Here is a 23,015-nt window from a genome sequence, read left to right as displayed (position 1 = left end):
ACAGCAATGGGGGCCGTTTTACTTTGATAGTGTTAAAGCGACCTGATTTTTTCTTCCTCAATATCAATCAAGCGCAAATGCTTCCTGATTATGTCTTCGTCAAAATGCTCATCGTGATCGTTCTTTTGAATGAGCCAGTTCCGTTGCTTATCCAGCAGGTCCAGGTAAATAGACCTGTATTCCAATGAAATAGCCACTTCAGCATCATCGTTAACCTTACCTTGCCATTTGGCTGCCATTTGCTGTAGTAAAGGCGAATTTTCCCATTGCCCGGTGTACTTACTGTCAAGGTGTTGCAAGGCATGTTTGGCCAGTTCGCGGTGTATGTAGTTTTCGGCTTCGCCTTCGGGTGGGTAGTCATGAAAGTCAGGTATTTTGATTCTTTTGATCAGCGCAGGCAAAGTAAGACCCTGAAGCAGTAATGTACCCAGGATAACAACAAAAGTAATGAACAGAATGAGGCTCCGCTGCGGAAACGCAGCGCCATTGCTCATTTGCACTGGTATGGATAAGGCGGCCGCAAGTGAAACTACTCCACGCATGCCGGTCCATCCCAATATTAACGGCGTTTGAAAACCGGGGTTGCGTGGGTCTGCAACTTTGATAAAATTTCTGGCAATCAGCGTTACAAACACCGCACCGTAGGCAGACATAATTCTGGTTACAATAAGTACGCCTGTAACCAGCAAGCCGTAACCAATAGCTCCAGAGATACTGGCCCCTTCCTGCTTAAGCCCGGCCGTAATTTCGGGCAGTTCGAGCCCTATCAGTAAAAAAACAAGTCCGTTAAGTACAAAGGCTAAGCTCTCCCATACGTTTACGCCCCTTAAACGAGAGCTGCCGCTTAAAAACGAATGCCGGTTGCTGGACAGCAGCAAGCCGCCGCTTACCACAGCCAACACGCCCGAGCTATGTATTTCCTCGGCAATAATGTACATTACGTAAGGCGTTACCAGGGTTAAAACAGTATCGATATTGGCATTGGTAGGTAAATGCCGGTGTGCCTTCATAAACAACCAGCCTACAATCAAACCTACACCTAAACCACCCAGTAGCATCCAGCCAAAACTCAAAGCGGCGCTGTACCAAATGAACTGGCCGGTAGCCAATGCAATCATGGCAAAACGAAAAATGATTAATGACGAAGCATCGTTAAGTAAACTCTCACCTTCCAAAATAGAGGACACCCGTTTGGGTACCTTTACAAATTTTATAATAGCGCCAGCGCTTACAGCATCAGGTGGCGACACAATGCCGCCCAGCAAAAAGCCGAGAGCGAGTGAAAACCCGGGAATGAACCGGTTGGCTATAAACGCAACAGACAAGGCCGTTAAAAAAACAACCACAAATGCAAAACTACCTACAATGCGCCGCCAGCGCCAAAGTTCTTTCCAGGAAATAGCCCAGGCAGCCTCATATAGCAGCGGCGGCAGGAAAACGACAAAAATCAAGTCGGGATTCATGCGCACAGCCGGCATAAACGGCATAAAACTAATGCCCAACCCAGCAACAACTAACACTACCGGATAGGCTACCTTTACCTTATCTGCAATCATCACCAGTATAACAATGGCAATAACAAGACTTATATAGAAAGGGAACTGCTCTGTCATGAACTAAAAGTAGCATTATCTGCTCAAATCTTGCTTATATCATACCGTAACTTAATGCCTTATGCGTCTTTTCATCGCGTCACGGTCTGGCACTTACAATACTCGAAGTATTTTTTTCTGGCTTATTATTATGGGGTGATGATATGAAACAGATCCTTCAAGACCCTTTTGGCTGCATGGTAACCACACATACCATGCACACCACCACCAGGTGGAGTGGATGAAGAGCAGATATACAAACCCTTTGCCGAGGTTTTGTAAGGAGACCAGCGCAAAGCAGGGCGGGTAAACAATTGTGCTATATTTAACCTGCCGCCGTTAATATCGCCGCCTATATAGTTGGCGTTATGTTCTTCGATTTGTTGTGTGTTGAATGTGTGCCGGGCTAAAACGCGGTCGCGAAAGCCAGGTGCGAAGCGTTCTACCTGCTGTTCTATACTAACCGTCATATCTTTAGTGGAACCGTTTGGTACGTGGCAGTAAGCCCAGGCCGTGTGCTTGCCCTCGGGCGCCCGGGTATTGTCAAATAAACTTTGCTGGGCCAGCAGTACATAAGGCTTGTCCGCATGCCTGCCTTTAGCCGATGCATTTTCGGCCATAACAATTTCCTCAAGCGTGCCTCCTAAATGTATAGTTCCGGCTTTGCGGCACTCCTGAGCCTTAAATGGGATGGGAGCGTCCAGCGCCCAATCTATCTTAAAAACGCCATCTCCGTAACGGTAGCGTTCTAACTGCCACTTGTAAAGTGACGAAAATTGATGACCAGCTATTTGCAAAAGCTGTTTAGGTGTTACATCAAACAGCACGGCATGTGCTGATGGTAACTGTGCCAGCGAAGTAACATGGTTACCGGTTTGTATGTTACCGCCTAACGATAAGAAATAACCGGCCAATGCATTAGCGATAGCTTGCGAGCCGCCCCTTGGAATAGGCCACCCGCCCAAATGGCCATTAGCCAGCAGTACCAAAGCAACAGCCGATGTGGCTAGATTGCCCAATGGCTGTATGGCATGGGCAGCCATGCCGGCAAATAGTGCCCGTGCCTCTGCAGTTTTAAAGTTTTTAGCTAGCAGAGTGGCCGGTTGCAAGGCCAATAAACCAAACCGGGCAAAGTCAAGCGGGTGCTTAGGGAATTGAAGAGGCCCTAATATATTAGGCGATAAACCAGCCCAGCTTTTTACAAGAGGCGCTAATAGTTTGAGATAAGTATTTTGATCGGCCTTCAGCAGTGCTGCCGTTTCATGTATGGAGCGTTTAAGCACAGCTGCTTTACCGTTATCAAAAGGATGTGCGGCATCTATTTCAGGCAAAACATACTGCAGACCATGTTGCTGAAGTGGCAGCGTTTTAAAAAATGGTGAACCCAGCGCTAAAGGATGAATGGCTGAGCAAATATCATGCTTGAAACCGGGTAATGTAAGCTCTGCAGTGCGCAAACCGCCTCCTATAGTGCTTTTGCTTTCTACTACTAAAACCTGGAGGCCGTGTTGCTGTAATAAGATGGCCGCAGAAAGGCCGTTAGGCCCTGAACCTACCACAATGGCATCGTAATCCCGCTTTTCCAGTTTTTTCATATACTGCCCAATAGAGGAGCCGGGCCAAAGTTACAATTACCTTGAGCCTCTGTACAATTTAAGTTAGGGCATCTGTAATTTGCAGGCCTTAGGTACAAATGTCTCCGGTAAGCGGCTATATCAGGCCAGCACGTCAATGATCTTCAGCATGTTTAAGTCCAGTTCTGAAGGTTGTAAAATAGCTTCTTTTAAGGGTACATATACAATGTCATGGTGCCTTACGCCAACCATCTCCTGGCTTCGACCCTGAAGCAAGCCTTCAACTGCTGCAACTCCAAAGCGGCTTGCCAATACCCTGTCTGTACAACTGGGGTGGCCACCACGCTGCATATGGCCTAAAACTGAAACCCGAGTATCATACTGAGGAAATCTCTCTTTAATTATACGTCCTATCTCAAATCCTCCGCCTATTTCCTGGCCTTCAGCAACAATTAAAATTTTAGAGCTTTTATGATGACGCGAATCTTCCAGTTTTTGAAAAACAGGCTCCAGGTTGTTCTTAATTTCAGGCAACATTACCGCCTCTGCGCCAGCAGCAATACCTGCCCGCATGGCTATCATACCTGAGTCGCGGCCCATTACCTCTACAATAAACAAGCGGTCATGAGATTCGGCTGTGTCCCTGATCTGGTCAACAGACTTTAACACCGTATTTAACGCCGTATCATAACCTATTGTAAAATCTGTTCCTTTCAAATCGTTATCTATAGTAGCCGGTATGCCTATAACCGGAACATCAAACAGTTCACTGAACATATTAGCACCGGTAAAAGTGCCATCGCCGCCAATAGCAACCAGCGCATCGATACCAAAGCGCTTTAGCTGTTTGTAAGCCTTTTGCTTTCCCGCTTCGGTTCTAAACTCTTCGCTTCTGGCTGTTTTAAGTATAGTGCCCCCGCGATGGATAATATTACCAACCGATTTTGGCGTCATAGCGTGCATATCGCCGGTAATCATCCCCTCATAACCCAAACGAATACCTGTAACTTCTATTTTATTAAACAGGGCTGTTTTAACCACAGCACGGATGGCTGCATTCATGCCGGGCGCATCGCCCCCGGAGGTGTAAACCCCTATATTTGAAATGTTATTCATTTTACTGTTCTTAAAATTGGCGGCTTAATGGCCCCTGCAAAACTTATGCATTGGACCTGTTGCTTTGAAAACCAGCCATGCTCTGTGCACCGGCGAAAGATAGGAAATCTTAGTGTATACCTGACACTTAGATTTGAAAAAATATTTTTATGTATAAACGTAAGTAAACAGTGCGGTAAATAACCAACGCAACAATGTGCAGGCCGCAATGGCGGTAAAATATCTTGTCACTTACTTCTATAATAAACCCTTAAAAGTTATGCTACAAAGCACCAAATATGCGCTCTGGCCTATAACATATTTTAACTAAAACACGTAAGCAGATGTAATCTTAATAAGAAAAGTTGAAAACTACTTTTTGTAAACAGCACTGTCTTTGCTATCTTTATGATAACCAATTAGTAAGCTTACAACAGTTTCAAAACCGATACCACTTACATCTTATCAAATGAATGTTTGGGGTTTTATTAAGTTACTTTAACTTTGCTTTGAATTTATACGTGTTATGTCGTCCGAAAAAATTTCAGTATTATATGTAGATGATGAGGAAAATAATTTGTTTTCCTTTAAAGCGACCTTTAGAATAAAGTACCAGGTTTGGACTGCCATTAGCGGTGACGAAGCCTTGAAAATACTTGCGGCGCGTAAAATTCAAATCATCATAACCGATCAGCGTATGCCCGAAATGACCGGCGTTGAGTTTTTAGAGAAAGTGTTAGAAATTTATCCGGCACCTATGCGCATTCTTTTAACCGGTTATGCCGATATGGGAGCGGTAGTAGATGCGGTAAACAAGGGCAAGATATTTCATTATTTAGCAAAGCCCTGGAATGAGGAAGAACTGGATATGACAATCAATCGTGCTTACGAAAAATATCTGGAGAACGATCAGCTAAAGGAAATGAACGAGAAGCTTGAAGATTCTAACAACCAGCTGGAGTTTTTACTAAGGCAGAAACTGCTGTCTTAAGCATTAGGCTTCGACGTCGGTTCGCGCCAAAAGTGCGTAAAGTTTTTCTTTAGTAATGGGTTTGTCGATAAAGCTTTCTACAGATTTATAACTTGAAAGCCTGGCTATATCGCCAGGATTTCTAGTGCTGGAAAGGACAACGATCCTATACTTATCCTTTATGTCGGAAGGAAGCTTTTCAAATGCTTCAATAAATTCAAATCCATTCATCATCGGCATATTAATATCCAGCACAATCAGTCCAAACACATAATCCTCTTCGGTAACTTTTTTAAGGGCATCTAATGCTTTTTGGGCACTACGGTATATTTTAAAGTTGAAGTTGCTATCTATGTGCTGAATTATTTTCTGAATAATGAAGCAATCAAGTTCACTATCATCAATAATTATGAATGCTGGTTTCATGCCGATTAAATTGAGGGGATAACAACCTTAAATGTAGTGCCCTTATCCATAATCGAATTAACTTCTATATGCCCATTTAATTTTAACAAGGCGCTTTTAGCATTATATAAGCCAAAGCCCGATCCTGACCCTTGTGCAGTTGCACGATAGAATAAGTTGAATATTTCTCCTATATGGTTGCCTAATATACCAATTCCGGTATCCATAATGGTTATAGTGGCTACCCCTTTTTTAACTTCGATATGTAAATTTACCGCTTTTTCTGTCTTGTTCTTATCCTGGTACTTAAAGGCATTGGAAAGAAGATTATTTAAAATAAGCTTCAATGGTCTGTCATCACTTCTAAACGGCTCGCTTTGGTTTACGGTAACTTTAAAATCTATATTATCTAAAGTTGAAATGACGTTATAAAATGCCTGTAGTTCTTCTACTAATAATTTAAAGTCAACATCCTTTAATTTAAGCTCTCCTCTCTGAATCGCATAATAGTCGTGCATACTTACAATGTACGTATCCAGTTTCTTTAAGGATTTTTCCATCAATACCAGCATCTCCTTCATTTCATCGATACTGTCAATCTCCCGCACCACATTAATGGCACCTAACAAACCCGCTATTGGGCCCCTGATGTCATGACTCACGCTATAAGCAAACTTATTCAGTTCATTATAAGCGGTATTGAGTTCCTCGTTCTTTACCGAGAGCATTGAGCTGGCCAGGTAAAACTTGTTAGCCTCTTCAATAGCCGAAAGTAAGTCGGCCTCATTCCACGGTTTGTTTAAGTACCTGAATATATTGCCTTTATTAATGGCATTAATAATGGAGTCGACATCCGTGTAAGCGGTTAAGAGGATGCGGATAGGATGGGGGTGAGTAGGTCTGATACTCTCAAAAAACTCTACACCAGTCATTCCGGGCATCCGTTGATCACAAAATATGACCCTGATGTCTGGATTTTTATCAAGAATACCTGCCGCCAATTTTACATCAACAGTGGTAAACACCTGATAGCTCATACGTAGCGATGCTTTGAAACCAACAAGGTTATCCTGCTCATCGTCGATGTACAAAATCTTAATTTTTTCTGAATTCGGGATCAATGCCTGAGAAATTTTATTGAAAGATAATATCGTAGGGAAGAAGGCTATATTATTATAAATAACCTCTTTGTACGAATATAGTTTACATTAGGTTTGTCTCGGATCAAAATTTATTGGTATAACCAGTGTAAACTCTGTGCCCTCATTCAAAACACTCTCAACCCGTATTTGTCCCTGATGCTTTTTAATGGTGTTATAGGCAATAGACATACCCAAACCAGTGCCTTCGCCTACGTCTTTTGTGGTAAAAAACGGATCAAACATTTTTCGTTGTGTTTCAACGCTCATGCCGGTACCATTGTCTTTTATCTTGATGTAAACATTTTGCTGATCGTGTGTAGTAATGATTTCTAACTTGCCATCTGCACTGTCTCCAAATCTTTTCTTCACCGCATAAACTGCGTTTGAAATGATATTAAGGAATACCTGGTTTAGCTTACCGGCATAGCATTCAATAAACGGCAAGTCACCGTACTGTTTTTCAACCCTTATTTTTCCTATTAAATTGTTGGCAATAACCAGTGTCGAATCAAGACCCTCATTAACATCTGCACGCTTCAGGTCGTCTTCATCCAGGCGCGAAAAAATTCGGAGACCTTTAACAATTTCGGCAGTGCGGTTGGCACCCTCCGTAATTCCTTTCATCAGGTGGTTGATCTCAAGCGTCAGGTAATCAAAATCCAACTCGTCTTTGTAATCCTGTATCTGCTTTTGTTTTTCAGCTATGGGTAATTCTGATATGCCAATTTCCTCAACTGTTTTCAGCGTATCCAATACCATTTCAATATCGCGCCTTAAAGGGTTGATGTTGGATGTGACAAAGTTGATAGGGTTGTTGATCTCGTGCGCAATGCCCGCCGTTAACTGACCAAGTGAGGCCATTTTTTCGGCTTCAACTAACTGGGTTTGTGCTTGTTTCAGTTCTTCCAGGGTTTGGTTGAGCTCTTGGTTCGATTGCCGGAGCTCCAGGGTGCGTTCGCTTACCCGTGCTTCTAATACTACATTTTGCTCGCGTACAATGCGTTCGTTTTCCTTTACCGCTAATAGCGTCTCTTCCTGCGATTTTTCTTTTTCGGCTTTGAAAATATTGATCTTATCGGCGAGTGCTAAAGAAAGCAGCGTAATCTCGAATGCGGTACCCACCTGCATAGTATAATTGGTGTATACATTGTACGGTAACACGCCCAGATTGCGCAGCACGAACAGCACCAGACCACCCAAAAATATAGTCCAGGCCAGCAGGAAAAAGCGAGCCGGACGATATCCCTGCGCGGATGTGATTAAGGCTGCCGCATATATACTGCCTGTAACGCATAAAGCAGAAATGTCAATCATCCGATAACTGGCGTGATTGTACCCAAGCAGTCTTAAAACGATGGCAGTGCTGTAAAGAATTATTACGACACCCAAAAATTTATGAAGCTTGGGCGTGCGCTGCTTGGTATGCAAGAACTTGCTTACAAACAATACGGCTGCCACACCGGCAAGGCCCGGAAAAACAACTATCGCTTTTTTGAAAAGCCAGGGGTGGTTGTAAAACAAGTAATGAAAAGTATAGCCCGATAAGGTAGTTTGGGTAAGGCCAATAAAGGTTGTATACAAAACGTAATACAGGTAGCTTACATCTTTGGTAGACAGATAGACAAACAAATTGTACAATATCATCACTAGTATAAGTCCTATCAGGATACCCCAAAAGAGGTTCTTAGCCAATAAAGATTCGGCTGTTTGCTGCTCGGTGCTTAAAATTAATGGCAATATCATCTGCTCGCTGCTTTCTACTTTAATGTAGTAAGTGGCCGCGCTGTCTTTTGGCAAATTGATGTCGAAAATAAAATCCTGATGTTTGTATTTCCTTTTATAGAACCCTGATGTGTCTGTGAACCGCGTAAGTTTATAGGTGTGATTTTCAGGATGGTAAAAATCACACACACTCAACGTAGGATACTCTAGCGACAGTAAGAGGTGATTGTACGCTGATTGATTTTTGATAGAAAACCGTAACCAGAAACTCGACTTACTTAACTTAAGGTTAGGGACTTCATTGCCAGAAGCTGCAAAGTTTTTATTTGTTAATACCTCGTTGATGGTTAAACGGTTGGTAGAATCCTCCAATATCGCAACATGCTCTCCAAGCACTACATTACCACCGTTTTTGTAAATTACCGGCTGCTGCGCTACCGCTTTATGCACAAAAGCTACATGTGCCAATATTAAAACGCAGATGTATCTGATAAGCTTAACACGTATATCTGTATTCATTGCTGTATTTGGTGCAATTAATCAATAAAAAGAGTTTGATGAATAGGCAGTCTGAAACTCTTTAAATCTGGTTCGTTCGCAATAGCTATTTTTGTTAAAAATACCTCGGCCTGGTTATTGTCTATACCGGTTAGCGCTATAAAGCGCTCCCTTAGTTGTTGTAGTTCCTGCTGGTTTTGCTCACTCAAGCCTTCGCCATTACCATATACTATCCTCGGGAAAATATATAATGGGGATATAACCGGATGTACAGCTATGTTGAGTTGGGTAGCAGCCAGCCAAAAACGCTCCATAGCCCGGCCACCATCAAAAAAGCTTTGCAGGCCGTGTTGCGGTAGCGTAATAAAACAAAGGGCTGATGCTGCCGCTACTGTACGGGTTGCCAGCATATCCAGTGCCTTGCCACCACCAAAATCATTAATGGATTGCACAACCTCTGCGCCTTTAATAACGCCTAATGCAGCAAGCTGCGAGTTGCTCAATCCTAACGTCTTAACATCAATGCCATCTTTTGTGGCTTCGGCATCTTCACTTGTCCAGCGCATTTCGTGGTGTACAAAATCATGGTGGCCTTCTTTGTTCAGTAAACGTATCCGATCACAGGCCCCTATAATTTCCCCAAGCTCGCGTAGGGTATCGGCTTCGGTAAAGCAATGCAGCTTTGCACCAGGGATAGATTCGGTTAGTAGTGATAATTGATCGAAGATGGGCTGCTGCAGTTCTACACGGCCGGCAAGGTTACGGTTGGTGTGCCTTGTAAAAATACTGCCTTGCAGCGGTGTCAGCAGGTCCGCCTGTTGCTCGTTAATGGCAGGTCCGAAGCTAATGGCGGCTACCAGCCGCTCACTGTTGTTATTGGGCATGAAATGAAGATGAGGCTGCAAACCCATGCTGAGTGCCTGAATGTTTAAATTCTCATAAGCGGCACCGAAACTAATAAATGAAGCCATCTTCCTAAAATCGCCAAAGGAGTAGGAGCGGTGTTCATCGTGGTACAAAAACAATGTTCCGTTGGTGTAAAGCCACTTCCATGGCTGGTCGTTCCCCGTTGAGGGAGCAGCACAGGCGGCCTGCACCAAAGTTTCTATAGTGTGAGCATCAGGCTTAATAGCTTGCGCATTATGATAAGTTGCCGGCGTTTGCTGAGCCAGCAGTTTCATCTCACCAACTGCAAGGGGTGTAAAAGGGTTACTGCGTACATAAGCTGGTGATGCAGTTTTTTTATCGGCTACCAATTCCTCCAGATCAACATAATAACGGCCCGACTCATGAAATTCATTTAACAAGATACGGCGGCAAACATCTGTTGTAAGTGCACCACCCAATACCACCGATGATGCCAGCTGAGGCCATGTGTTAATGGATTGCTGTACCTCCATCATTGAAACCTTCATACGGGTTGATATGGTTTCGGCACCTACCATTTTTAAAATGTAAGGTATTTTGTCCTCGTTTGAGAGGCTTTTTATATTATTGGGATCTAAGCCCTCGGTTAAACCATGGAGGATAGGGCGGTCAGGTTCCAGGTCAAAGCGCTCCACATCCAGCATGCCGCGGTCGTTCGTATCCATTACCACCGGTATGTTCAGTTCACGCGCTTTAAAGCGGCTTTCTATTTTAATGTCTAGCCCATCGCATACTTCAATGAAAAGGTCAAGCTTGCCATCGCCGGTAAAAAAAGCGTCAATATTACCTTGATGTAACCCTTCGTGAAAAAGCTTTACCTTTAGGAATGGGTCTATCTCTGCAATTTCACGTGCGGCAATAACGGTTTTATTTAAACCCATATTATGAACGCCGGTACGCAGGCGATTAAGATTACTTAATTCTGCCGTATCAAAATCTGCAAGCCGTAATTCGCCGCAGGTACGCTCCATAGCTAACGTTAGTGCAATAGACTGACCGACCGACAGACCGACTATGCCGATCTTTTTCTCTCTTAACTGCTGCTGCTCCTGCTGGGTAATTTTGAGCTGGTTCCGGTTAGTTCTTACTTCAATAAACTCTTCTTCTTCAACTAAATGCACCAGGCTTCGGCTCCAGGGATAAAAAACCCATAGTCCGTAATCTTCCAAAGGTCGGCCTGCTAAATGCGCCTCAATTAAATTTCTATAATCATCCGGACCGATCTTCGCTGCGGGGTTCCTGCTTTTTATAAGCTCTTGAAGCTGGGTTTGGATGGAGTCGTGTATGCGTAAAACCCTGCCTTGTGCCAGCAGGTCATTAAGCTGTGATTTTTGATCCTCGTAAGCACAATTAAAAAATTGAGGCTGATAGACCAGGTTGTCTTCAGGAGATGTGTAGAGTGTGGAGTAGTTGTTGATCATAATAAACGTAGAGCCATTATACGACTGCTACCAGGAAAACGTTTTAACAATCGGCAAATTGTTAATCGTGTTGCTGTTTATTACTGGCCGTTCAACTACAAAATCTCCGGATCGTCGTCATTAAGTTTAATCTGCGAATAGGTTTTTTGAGCGTTGGCTATAACGGAGCTTAAATCCCACTGCTGTAAATTTGGTATTTCAATTTCGTAATGGATAGTAATCTCCTTTTTTCTGAGTACTTCGGTGCGGATAATATTCAGGTTTTCCCTTATTTTAAGAATCGCTGCCTTGTCTTCCTCATAAGCTCTGGCTAGCGTAGGTACATCTTTTAATACCATTGTAGTGGCTACGAGGTCTAGTTTAGGATAATAAAATGTACCATTATTACCAACGGTAGGTTCAATTTCCATGCCTACGGCCTCACCAGGGGGGATGGTATAAGGTGCGCACAACGCAAAAAGCGATTGGATGCCAATTTGATAAGAAATAGCTACGGCCGTACGTATCAAAAAAATGCTGCCAATGCCGTATCCCGCAATTTCGCGGGAGTTCCACAGGCCGCATAATTCGCCTGTTCCGTGTTGTGCAAAGTGCCAAACTAAATCAAATATGCTCGGGTCCATGCGCCCTGTAGCCTGTTCAATAGGTAAAAGCTGCGATCCTCCGGCTACATGTACCCGTGCGCCGCCGTAAACTTTTTTCCCGTCTAATGATTCAACAACCATTACAAAAGCTGCCGGGTTTTCGGTCCATTCGTCTTTTGACGATGTGACTTTGGTTACACCTATACTTGTTAAGACGTGCGTATGTCCTTCAATAAACAGTCGGCAGGTTTCAGGCTCGTCAATGGCTCTAAAAGCACGTAGTCTTACTTCAGGATTCTCTTTATTTAAACTCGATTCCATTTAACCAATAGTTATAAATAGTGCACTTAACAGCTAATATAGGGGTACAAATTAAGCAGTAAAAGTAAAATCAAAGCTATAAAGATGCAAGACAATAAAGCAGCCCGCATTTTAATAAGCGCATAAAAACAGGTTATAAATGTACCAGATGAGAAGTGCATCAATTTAACACATTAATCTACAGGATGTTCGTTAATTCTTAGTCATAAATTATTTTACATTATTAACAGATACTTAATGGCAATTTTAGCTGATCAGAATGCGTAACAGGTGCAATTACAGCGTATTTTGTGTTGGTTTTTGAATTGAGAACACTTGTAGCAGGCAAATTCAATGCATGATGTGCTTAATTGTTTGTCAGTATCAATACTTGTAGGTTTGTGACAAGTTTAAAAATCTTACGCGTTACAGTAATGATTGCCGTGCCGAAAATTACAATAGAATAAGTGTTAAGCCATGGCATGGGCACTACCAAGCAAACCGGTATCTTTTGTTTTGACACCGAATGTGGTGATGGGTAACGCGCTTGGGTAATTATGGAAGAGGGGGGGCTACGGAATAAAAATACCGGTAGCAATAAGCATGCTTACCAGCAACCAACGTTAAATAACCGCTAAGTTTAACTGTGATACAGGTAATTCTATAAAAAAGCTAACGCCGCTTACCGAGTCGCATTCAAACCAAACTTCGCCGTTTTGTACCTCGGCAAATTCCCGGCATAATACCAGGCCTAATCCAACGCCTTTTTCGTCAGCTGTCCCCCTGGTCGATTCGCCGTTCAGGTAAAATATCTGGTTGGACAGCTTTGCTGGTTTGCCATTACCGCTATCTTTAATCTGGATTAACGCGTACTGATCATCCTGTTTTGCACTCACAGTGATGTGGCCACCGGGCGCTGTAAACTTTATAGCGTTATTAATAAGGTTGCGTACCATAAGTTGCAGCATATCGCCATTGGCAAGTACTTGTAGCTCATGATCAATCGACACCTCAATTTTTATCTTCTTGTTTTCGGCAATATGCGTAAAGAGTAACAATTGTGGCAGCAGTAACTCATGCACCGCTATGTCTGATAACTTAAACTTCAAGCCTTCCATTTGCGATTTGGACCACGACAATACATTATTCATCATATCTAATGTACTGCGGGTGGAATAGAGCAGTTTCTTTTGAATATCATGCTGTTCTTTGGCACTCAAGTCAACCTCTGTAAGCAACTCTAAATAATTTTGGACATTGGTGAGCGGTGCTCTTAAATCATGCGAAATGATAGAAAATAATTTGTTCTTTTCTTCATTGAGCAACTTCATCACGGCAGTCTTATGTTCTGCTGATTTACGTTCAGCCTCATAGTTGCGTCTGATAAAGTAATAATTAAACAAAGCAACGGCTACAACAACTACGTAGGCCGATGTTATGTCGGTGAACCTTGACAATTCGCTTCGGTAAGTATAAGGCACCCAATGGGGGTTGGTGTATTGTATGTAATGCAGCCACAGAACAATGGCTATATTACTGATGATTAGATACCAGTAATGCCTAACCGGAATAACGGCTATCATAACCGACATGGTGACCACAAAAAACAGGTCGGTAGGTCCGTTGATACCCGAATTTAGAAAGAAATTGCTTATAAACAGCGCGTTGCCGCTTGCACAGAAGAGTATTAACGATGCTGAACGATTTTTACGGAACCTTGAGAGGTAATAAATCAACGTAAACATAGCAAAGCTCGCTGCGCTCAACAAAGCTATGCGCTTTAAGCCTACAATGTAATTAAACGGAATGTTATAGCCAAGCGCCAGTATAATAAACAAACATATAGAGTGAAAAACGCGTGTTGTTAGATCGAACTCCGTAACAGAACCGGTTAACCAACGCCATAATGGTGTTAGCTTTCGTTTAAATTTGATAAAGGGTCTCAAAAGTCTTGCTGTGGTGAAGTTAAGAAATTATTCACCTTTTATCATACTAGAAAAGCTAAATTAAGTAAAAAGAAAAGCCTGTAAGTTTAACTTACAGGCTTTTTAATTATGGCATTAAATATCATTGCTGCATGAGTGCAGCAAACTTGTTTTGGTATTCGGTAAGGTGTTTTTGCAAGCGGTTGTTCACAGCTAACTGTTTGTGTTTATTGCCTAACATTGCCATTTCATTAAGTAATGACACGCCCATTTGCACATCATGTAGATTTACAGTATCAGCGTCCTGTTTTAATTGGTGGTAGTTGTAATCTAATATATCCTTTATATAGCTATCAACGCTGGTAAGTATCTTATTCGCCAGTTTAAAATCTTTTAAATAGCAGGCGGTGTCTGCTATGTAAAACTTGCGGGCAGCAACATTCATATAGGGATAAAGGTCGGGCATAACCTGGTCGTACTTATGTAGTGCTTTCACGGCAAGCTCGGGCCGGCCTTCGTTAACCAGGTTTTGGCTCAAGTTCATAAAGGTGGTAGCTATAAATGGGTAAAATAATGCGGTCGACTGCTGGTCTAAGTATCGTGCATGTTTCATGTTTCCCCATTTAAATTTGTTCATCACATTGTTGTACATGACCATGGTATTGGTTTTATCTTTGTACTGCTCAGTAGCTGTATCACGTTTTAGTGGTAACAGACGATACGCAAAGCCTTCATTGTACAAATATGGTCGTAGCCCTAAAATGCTTTCATCTGGTGCCGAGTTGGTGAAGTAAACAGGCCTCTTCCAGTGGTTATGTACCAAAATGTCTATCATAGCCAAGTGGTCTTTGGTTAAAAAGTTACCTGGAAATTTCCATTCCATTGCACTTGCAATCTGGTTGCGCTGACCGGCAGGTACGGTGGCAGATTTTATCACCTCATCAGCATTAATGCTCAGTTTGAAATTTTTTGTTGGCAGGTAATTACTGGTAGTCCCATTTTCATACTGGAGCTTAGCTGCGCTGTCGTCAGAAGTGATGAAGTCGAATATTTCTTTCAGTTCTACCGAGTCGGGTATTTTAGCGTCCTGAAAAGTTAAGTAATCGCGCACGCCATCTTTAAACTTATCGTTGTTCATGGTTATGGGCAACGGTGCCGATTTATTCATTTGCTTTTTCATTTGCCGTATATACCAGTCGGTACCGAATAAGCTGAGGTTTACCAACCTCACATCGGGCCGTATGCCTTCTACCTCCTGAGCATACCACAACGAATAGGTGTCGTTATCACCGTATGTAAACAGGATGGCATTAGGTGCGCAGGAATTAAGGTAATTGCTAGCCATGTCATGCGCCGTTGTTTTGGTCGACCGGTCATGGGCGCTCCATTCCTGGGTGGCCATTAAAACGGGTGCTGCCAGTAAGCATATTCCTGTTGCTGCTAGGGTGGCATACCTTACATTAATCTTTTGCTTTAAAAATTGTACTATGCCTATAACACCCAGTCCAATCCATATAGCAAATGCGTAGAACGACCCCACATAAGAATAATCACGCTCGCGCGGCTGAATGCTGGGTTGGTTCACATATAAAACAATGGCAATGCCCATAAAAAAGTAAAGGAGGGCTATTACAGATGCATCGTTTTTACTGCGTTTAAAGTGGTAAAACATACCAAACAAACCAATAATAAGCGGCAACGCATAAAGCGGCGTGTAGGTAACATTTTGGGTGATGCTTTTTGGCAAATGTTTGCCGTCAAACCAACCCGACGTCCAGTTGCCATCCAGATCAGCAGTACTTGCTTGGCCATCCTGGTCGTTGTAGCGGCCAACAAAGTTCCACAAGAAGTAACGAAAATACATTTGATATAGCTGCCAGCTAAACATAAACTTCAGGTTGTCACTAAAATTTGGCGATTGTCCTTCGCCCAAACGTAACCACTGTTTATAAAACTGCGGATCATTATCATTGCTGCTGTAAATACGTGGCAGGATGGTGTTACGGTCATAGACAAGGGATTGCTTTTTACCGACCACCTCGTATTGTGTTTTCCCTTTACGGTATATGGTAGCACCTTCTTTTTGCTCAATGGCTTGCGAGTCGAAGTATGGGCCGTACACCAGGGGCGGAGCAATGTATTGCTCGCGGTTTAAATAGCTTTGTAATTTAAAAGCATTATCCGGATGACTGTTGTTTAGATTGGTGCCGGCGTGAGCCCTGATCGGTATCATAGCAAACGATCCATACCCCAGGTAAATAAAAGTAAGGCAAACCAGTGCCAGGTTAAGAGCCGGTTTGTTTTTACGGATGCTGTAGAAAAGTCCGGTAACCAGCAGGCTTATCAAGGTAATTAAGAAAACGAATACACCGCTGCCAAAACCCATTCTCAAGCTGTTCACAAAGAACAGATCAAAGTAAGCAGCAATTTTAACCGTATATTGAATAATTCCAAACTGTACAAGGGCAAGTAAAGCCACACCGGTAAATAAGGCAATGAGGGTGCCTTTAATACTCGTTTGCGAAGAGCGCCTGAAGTAATACACCATGGTTAGCGCCGGTATGGTAAGCAGGTTGAGCAAATGGATACCAATAGACAATCCCATTACATAGGCTATCAAAACAAGATAACGGTCGGCACCGGGTTCATCGGCGCGTGCTTCCCACTTCAAAATTGCCCAAAACACCACCGACACGCACAAAGCTGCTTGTGCAAATACAATTGTTTCCACTGCAGAGTACCAAAAGGTGTCAGTAAATGTAAAAGCCAGCGCCCCCACCACGCCAGCGCACATAACAAGCAGTTGGTTGTTTCCGGTTGGTATTTCCCCCCGTTTAACTAATAGCTTTCGCGCCAGTGCGGTTATTGTCCAAAACAAGAACATAACTGTAGCAGCACTTGCCAATGCCGAAGCCATGTTGGTGAAGTAAGGCACTTTGGCATTATTGCCCATTGAAAGGAGGGAGAAAGCTTTGCCAATCATGGCAAATAGGGGGTAGCCTGGCTGGTGCGATACCTGCAAGCGGAAAGCACAGGAAATAAATTCGCCGCAGTCCCAAAAACTTACGGAAGGTTCGAGGGTAAGGATGTAGGTGGTTGCCGCAATAGCAAAGCATGCCCAGCCTAAAAGATTGTTGATCCGGTTGTAATGCATGAGATAATTAGTAAAGGTGTTACCATATTGTAATAAGCACCAAGGTCAGCGTAAATACTTAAAATGCCATGAACCTTAACATTCTTTAACATTGAGGTATTTATCCGCTACCATAATTTTTAAAAAAAAAATTATGATAGCGGATGTATGCTGTTTACTAAGCGTTATGTCTGTCTATCAGTTGTGTACAACTTTTGAAATTTGTAGCCGCCCAATTTAACAGCCATATACACCTTGGCAATAGAATTAAATAATTTGCAAATGAAGTGAATGACGTTATATTTGCAGCAGATTTACGGTAAAGACGATCTAAGTCTTATTAAAAATAAGAAGACTTAAAATTAATTTGTTGTAAATCAATCGCATAATTAAGCTGCTTTTTAAAGTAGCGTGAAAACGCGAAAGTTCTTTAAAAAATATTTGCAAACGTGTTTTAAAATCTTACCTTTGCAAACCCTTTCGGGATGTAGCGTAGCCCGGTATCGCGCCACATTTGGGATGTGGAGGCCGCAGGTTCGAATCCTGCCATCCCGACAGATAGCGATATCAAACCAAATCAAAACCCTGTAAATCATCGGATTTACAGGGTTTTGTGCTTTATAGCACTTTCCTCAAACACCAAAGTAAACCAAAGTTTTCCGTTTATATTTCCCCTATCCGAACACCTGTTGGGGTTTTTTACCTTTAAAGGTGTTCCGGGGTGTTGTATTTCTAGTATGCTGGTTAAGGCCATTGAGGCTGCTTATGCGGAAGGGCTGATTTATCGAGGCAATTAAGATGACCATAAATAATCATAGATTGAATTATCACTCCCGTTATTCCCAACACCTAAGCAAGGATTAATTCTTATAAATATTGATTAAAAAATTTTCTGTTTGTTTGCTGCTATACAGAGTATTATATACCGACTGGAAAGGCAAATTTATAATTTTCCGAAGATATTTGTTTTATGGGCGTTAATCAGCATTTTAGCACCTGCACATTTTTGTACTTAATTACCAAAACATGGGACTTTTAAGCAACTTATTCAGTGAGTTTATTGATATAATTGAGTGGGTGGATAATACCAAAGACACACTCGTATGGAAGTTTGAGCGGCATAACAACGCCATCAAGATGGGTGCTAAGCTGACCGTTCGGGAGTCCCAGGTAGCGATCTTTCTAAATGAAGGAAAAATTGCGGACGTCTTCAAACCGGGCATGTATGAACTGACTACCCAGAACCTGCCCATACTTTCTACCCTGCAAGGGTGGAAGTACGGCTTAGAAAGTCCGTTCAAAGTAGATGTGTTTTTTGTGAGTACACGGCAGTTCACTAATCAAAAATGGGGCACTAAAAATCCCGTTATGATTAGGGATGCTGAATTTGGCCCGGTACGCCTCCGCGCCTTTGGTACTTTCAGCTTCCGAATAAATAACGCAGTCACTTTCTTGCAGGAAGTAGCAGCTACCAACCCTGATTTTAGCGTAGAGGACATCAACGAGCAGTTGCGCAACACTATTGTATCAAGGGGCATGGATGAAGTTGCTGCCTCCAAAATACCGGTCTTGGATCTGGCTGCCAATTATGACGAGGTATCGCAACTTATTAAAAATAAAATACAGGATGACTATGGCCGTTTAGGCCTTGAACTCACTACGCTTCTGGTAGAAAATATTTCACTGCCGCCCGAAGTAGAAACAGCGCTTGACAAGCGGAGTCAAATGGGCATCATCGGTAATCTGGGTGCATATTCACAGTTTCAGGCAGCTAATGCGATTGAAAAATCTGCCGAGAATACGATAGGCGGCAACCTGGGTGCTGCCGGGATGGGTTTGGGTGTGGGCGCTGCCATAATGGGACAGGTGGGTCAAATCTTTCAGCCTAACCACTTCGATGCCACCGGCAATAATGATGCAGGTGCTCCGCCACCGTTGCCGAAGATGGGTGAGTTTTTTATTGCAATTGACGGAAAATCAGATGGCCCACATGATTTGGCTGCGCTTACCCAAATGGCAGCAACGCAAAAAATCAGCGCCACTACCATGGTCTGGAAGAAGGGTATGGCCTCATGGATGGCAGCAGGTAACGCGCCCGAACTAGCCGATCTGTTTAATAATATGCCGCCTCCAATACCCCAAGCCTGATAATTCGAGTATATGAATTCGACAAGTGAGGCTGTTGCCCATGGTTCGCTGAAATGCAACGGCTGTGGCGCTGTACTGCATTACGTGCCCGGTACGCGGGAACTCCAATGCGCATATTGCGGGGAAAGTAATCCTATTATATCTGCTGTTCCGCATACTGCTATTACCGCTATTGAATATACTTCGTTTCTGAAAGCGGTTAACGAACTGCCTCAAGCCACTGACATTAAAATTGTAAAGTGTAGCAGTTGTGGTTCCGAAACAAATTTTAGCGGCAATGAAGCGGCAGGCAAGTGTGGCTTTTGTGCCTCTCCACTAATTATTCAGTTGGGTAAGGGTTATCATTCGTTAAAGCCTCATTACATTTTGCCGTTCAGGCTGAATGAGCAGGAGGCCGGGCAAAAGTTCAGAGACTGGCTGGCGGATCTTTGGTTTGCCCCCAACGATATTGTAAAGGAAGCGAAGGCAAATGTATCCTTGAAAGGTATTTACCTGCCATACTGGACCTACGACTGTAACACCGTTAGTCAATATACCGGTGAGCGTGGTGAATATTATTATACCAAAGAATCGTATACTGTAACTGTAAACGGTAAAACCGAAACCCGTACCCGCGAGGTAAGGCATACGCGCTGGTACAGCGCTAGCGGAACTGTGTATTGCGACTTTGAGGATGTTACTATACCGGCCAGCAAGTCTTTGCCGGCAGAAACGCTGGAAGCGCTTAATCCATGGGATTTTGCAGACCTTCAAATTTATGATGAGCGCTACCTGAGCGGGCTTAGCGCAGAAACTTTCCAGATAAAACCGGACGACGGGTTAGAGGCCGCAAAGATAGTGATGGATTCAACAATTGAGTCAGCCATACGGAATGATATCGGCGGAGATGAACAGCGCATTTTCGGTTATCAAAATCAGTACCTTAACCTGGCCATCAAGTATGTACTGTTGCCGGTTTGGGTGAGCGCATACACTTATGATCGCAAAGTGTTTCAGTTCTCGGTCAATGCCTGCACCGGCGAGGTGATCGGCAAGCGTCCCTATAGCGCCATAAAGATCATTCTGGCAGTGATCTTGGGTTTGATAGTAGTTGCTGCAATTATCTTGTTCATTGCGTATGTTAAAGCACAGAACGAAATGCGCGAAACAGAAGCAGCGTTGCAGTCAATCGGCATGCTTTGTTTGTAGATGCTGCCGAACCGCTTTAGCCGTTTATCGGCTTACGCGGAAATACGTTAGCGTAGCTGCCTCCCTCTAACAGAAGATGCTTATAATATCAGATAAGGCGCTAACTGTTCGACTTGGGTAAAGGATTGTATGCTGATCATTGGCAGTCCGGGTGATTGAAATTTAATGGGTGCCATCATGCAGTATATACTGGGTTTATGTCATTGCCCGCTCAGCAATTTCCCCAATCATTACTATTTCTAGTTACAGTCATGTAGCTAATTAGCCTGATTGTTGTCACATATCAATATTTCAAGCTATTTGCAGACAGAAGCAATCAAAATCTAGACAAACTTGCTGCTTAAATTTCCTGTAAAACAATTTTATTGTTAGCTTTAAACTCTGTCTATTTACCGATGAAAAATATGCTTGAGTTAGTGATTGATTTAATTAGGTAATAATGATGGTTATAAAAAGCCCAAACTGGTGGACTTTATTTGATTTGTTATTTGCCGGTTCATACCGGTTAATGTCAGAGCAAAGCGATTATTTCAATTCAAATCTCATACATAAATTTAAAGCTGGCGATGAAGCCGCATTTAAGCTGGTTTTTGACCAAAACTTTAAAAAGCTGTATGTCTTTGCTTTCAAAATGCTCAAAAGCCGCGAGCATGCAGAGGAAGTTGTTAATGATGCTTTTCTAAATGTATGGTCAAACCGTGATAGGATGGACGATTCGTTGTCGATTACACCTTATCTGTTTACGGTAACCAAGCGGCTTGCACTCAACGCACTCAGGCAAACTGCAAGCTCGCAGAAAGCAATTGACAATCTTTGGAACCGAATAGAGAATATTTCTAACCAAACGGAAGAAGCTATTTTACTGAACGACTTGCAGCGCTTTACAGAGAGTAAAATAGCGATTCTGCCTCCTCAGCAACAACAGATCTTTAAATTAAGTAGAAACGAGGGATTGAGTTACGAAGAAATTGCGGAACAGCTGGGCATTTCTAAAAATACGGTAAGAAATCACCTGTCATCAGCGTTAAAAACGTTGCGCAAGCACTTAATCGATCCAAACATTTTCATTTTGGCAAGTTTTTTTGGCTTCTTTGAAAAAAATCCTAATATTTTTCACATCTCACTAGTACATCTTAGGTTTTAAAGTGTAATGTTAGTATTAAGGCTTTGTTAAGGCCGTATTAATACATGACAGATAAAACTATTGCCAACTTACTTGAGCAGTTTGCAGACAACACCATAAGTCGCGAAGATTTTCAAATCTTAATCCATCACTTTAAGCTATCAGGTAATGATGAGGAGATATGGTCTGCCATGGAAAAAATTTGGCAGGATTTAAAGACAGATGAATTTGCTTATCCAGACGAGGCAAAAAGTGCATTTTACCAACGTTTAGTAGCCAACAAAAAGTTCAGGCAATCATCCAAGCTTAGATCTATAACACCCTGGTATAGGTATGCAGCGGCAGCTGTGCTAGTCTTAATAGGGGCGACGGGTTTGTACCTGTTAAAGCACACTTCTGAAAATAGCGTTGCCAAACGTTATAAAAATGATATAAAACCCGGCTACACTCAGGCCACACTAACACTGGCCAACGGCCGGATAATTGATTTAAGCCGAACCAATGACAAAGCTGTGGCCCAGGAACAGGGGGTTATTATTAAAAAAACAGCTGATGGCGCATTACTATACGATTTTCAGTCTCGTGGTTCTGCTGTCGGTACCGACACTGCAGTAAACATTTTAAAAACACCCAAAGGAGGGCAGTTTCAAGTTACGCTTTCGGATGGCAGCCATGTTTGGCTGAACACAGCTTCAGCATTAACCTTCCCGGTAAGATTTAAAGGAACCGAACGCGCCGTAAAACTCACGGGTGAAGCTTATTTCGAAGTGGCCAAAAATGAAAAAAGCCCTTTTAGGGTCATTACAGCTAACCAGCAAATTAAAGTACTGGGAACTCATTTTGATGTAAATGCTTATGATGATGAACCTGTTAGTAGTACCACCTTGTTGGAAGGCCGTGTTAAGATTATTACACCAGCGCATAGTATAAATATTAAGCCAGGCCAGCAAGCTGTATTAGCCAATAATCACATTGATGTGCAACCTGCAGATATGGAAGAGGCAATGGCATGGAAAAACGGCTTGTTCTTATACAATCAACAAAGCTTAGAAACTATTATGAGGCAGGTTTCAAGGTGGTATAACGTAGAGGTTGTATTTGAGGACAAGGAGTTGAAAAAACAGCTATTTAGCGGGGCTTTATCACGCTTTAAGAATATATCCGAACTGCTTGAGGTTTTGGAAACAACCGGTTCTGTTCACTTTAAAATTGAAGGAAGGAGAGTAACTGCTATGCAATAAGTTTTATCCAGCCTGATAAACACATAA

15 protein-coding genes and 1 tRNA gene are annotated in these 23,015 nt (G+C 42.7%); 6 read left to right on the top strand and 10 right to left on the bottom strand.

Annotated elements, in window-relative coordinates:
* Positions 1–32: 32 nt before the first annotated feature.
* The 3 genes from ABDD94_RS14475 to pfkA form a co-directional block, all read right to left on the bottom strand.
* Positions 33–1,613, bottom strand: a complete 1,581-nt coding sequence (locus ABDD94_RS14475; RefSeq protein ID WP_345952831.1) for a Na+/H+ antiporter — start codon at positions 1,611–1,613, stop codon at positions 33–35.
* A gap of 128 nt (positions 1,614–1,741) precedes the next feature.
* The gene (locus ABDD94_RS14470; protein ID WP_345952830.1) at positions 1,742–3,187 is read right to left on the bottom strand and encodes an NAD(P)/FAD-dependent oxidoreductase; all 1,446 of its coding nucleotides are present in this window, start codon (positions 3,185–3,187) and stop codon (positions 1,742–1,744) included.
* 120 nt (positions 3,188–3,307) lie between these two features.
* The gene (gene pfkA / locus ABDD94_RS14465; protein WP_345951374.1) at positions 3,308–4,282 is read right to left on the bottom strand and encodes a 6-phosphofructokinase; all 975 of its coding nucleotides are present in this window, start codon (positions 4,280–4,282) and stop codon (positions 3,308–3,310) included.
* Positions 4,283–4,787: 505 nt separating this feature from the next.
* On the opposite strand from pfkA, the gene ABDD94_RS14460 reads away from it, so the two are divergent.
* On the top strand, positions 4,788–5,252 hold the full coding sequence (locus ABDD94_RS14460; protein WP_345951375.1) for a response regulator: 465 nt from the start codon (positions 4,788–4,790) through the stop codon (positions 5,250–5,252).
* Positions 5,253–5,255: 3 nt separating this feature from the next.
* On the opposite strand, the gene ABDD94_RS14455 is transcribed toward ABDD94_RS14460, so the two are convergent.
* The 7 genes from ABDD94_RS14455 to ABDD94_RS14425 all read right to left on the bottom strand — a co-directional run bounded on the left by ABDD94_RS14455 (position 5,256) and on the right by ABDD94_RS14425 (position 17,309).
* Positions 5,256–5,657 (bottom strand): response regulator, encoded by a 402-nt coding sequence (locus ABDD94_RS14455; protein WP_345952829.1) that lies wholly within the window; start codon positions 5,655–5,657, stop codon positions 5,256–5,258.
* Between the two features lie 5 nt (positions 5,658–5,662).
* Complete coding sequence (locus tag ABDD94_RS14450) at positions 5,663–6,727, bottom strand: hybrid sensor histidine kinase/response regulator (RefSeq protein ID WP_345951377.1); 1,065 nt, start codon at positions 6,725–6,727, stop codon at positions 5,663–5,665.
* A gap of 117 nt (positions 6,728–6,844) precedes the next feature.
* On the bottom strand, positions 6,845–9,019 hold the full coding sequence (locus tag ABDD94_RS14445) for a 7TM diverse intracellular signaling domain-containing protein (RefSeq protein WP_345952828.1): 2,175 nt from the start codon (positions 9,017–9,019) through the stop codon (positions 6,845–6,847).
* Between the two features lie 17 nt (positions 9,020–9,036).
* Entirely contained in the window at positions 9,037–11,346 is a 2,310-nt protein-coding gene (locus ABDD94_RS14440) for an Rv1355c family protein (RefSeq protein WP_345952827.1), read from the bottom strand.
* A 95-nt stretch (positions 11,347–11,441) separates the two neighbouring features.
* Positions 11,442–12,251 (bottom strand): hypothetical protein, encoded by an 810-nt coding sequence (locus ABDD94_RS14435; protein WP_345951380.1) that lies wholly within the window; start codon positions 12,249–12,251, stop codon positions 11,442–11,444.
* A gap of 602 nt (positions 12,252–12,853) precedes the next feature.
* Positions 12,854–14,176: a HAMP domain-containing sensor histidine kinase gene (locus tag ABDD94_RS14430; RefSeq protein WP_345952826.1), complete on the bottom strand. Its 1,323-nt coding sequence runs from the start codon at positions 14,174–14,176 to the stop codon at positions 12,854–12,856.
* Between the two features lie 121 nt (positions 14,177–14,297).
* Positions 14,298–17,309, bottom strand: a complete 3,012-nt coding sequence (locus ABDD94_RS14425; protein WP_345952825.1) for a DUF2723 domain-containing protein — start codon at positions 17,307–17,309, stop codon at positions 14,298–14,300.
* Between the two features lie 460 nt (positions 17,310–17,769).
* Between ABDD94_RS14425 and ABDD94_RS14420 the strand changes: the two genes are divergently transcribed.
* The 5 genes from ABDD94_RS14420 to ABDD94_RS14400 all read left to right on the top strand — a co-directional run bounded on the left by ABDD94_RS14420 (position 17,770) and on the right by ABDD94_RS14400 (position 22,988).
* Positions 17,770–17,843: transfer RNA gene (locus ABDD94_RS14420), tRNA-Pro, on the top strand.
* A gap of 471 nt (positions 17,844–18,314) precedes the next feature.
* A complete protein-coding gene (locus ABDD94_RS14415; RefSeq protein ID WP_345951383.1) occupies positions 18,315–19,436 on the top strand; it encodes an SPFH domain-containing protein in 1,122 nt (373 codons plus the stop codon).
* Positions 19,437–19,448: 12 nt separating this feature from the next.
* Complete coding sequence (locus ABDD94_RS14410) at positions 19,449–20,624, top strand: hypothetical protein (protein ID WP_345952824.1); 1,176 nt, start codon at positions 19,449–19,451, stop codon at positions 20,622–20,624.
* Positions 20,625–21,063: 439 nt separating this feature from the next.
* Complete coding sequence (locus ABDD94_RS14405; RefSeq protein ID WP_345952823.1) at positions 21,064–21,768, top strand: RNA polymerase sigma-70 factor; 705 nt, start codon at positions 21,064–21,066, stop codon at positions 21,766–21,768.
* 44 nt (positions 21,769–21,812) lie between these two features.
* Complete coding sequence (locus ABDD94_RS14400) at positions 21,813–22,988, top strand: FecR domain-containing protein (RefSeq protein WP_345952822.1); 1,176 nt, start codon at positions 21,813–21,815, stop codon at positions 22,986–22,988.
* Positions 22,989–23,015: the final 27 nt, after the last annotated feature.

This window comes from Mucilaginibacter sp. PAMB04168 (assembly GCF_039634365.2).
In the GTDB taxonomy this organism is placed as follows: domain Bacteria; phylum Bacteroidota; class Bacteroidia; order Sphingobacteriales; family Sphingobacteriaceae; genus Mucilaginibacter.
Note: the sequence above shows the minus strand (reverse complement) of the source record. Positions and strands in the feature narration are given on the sequence as shown.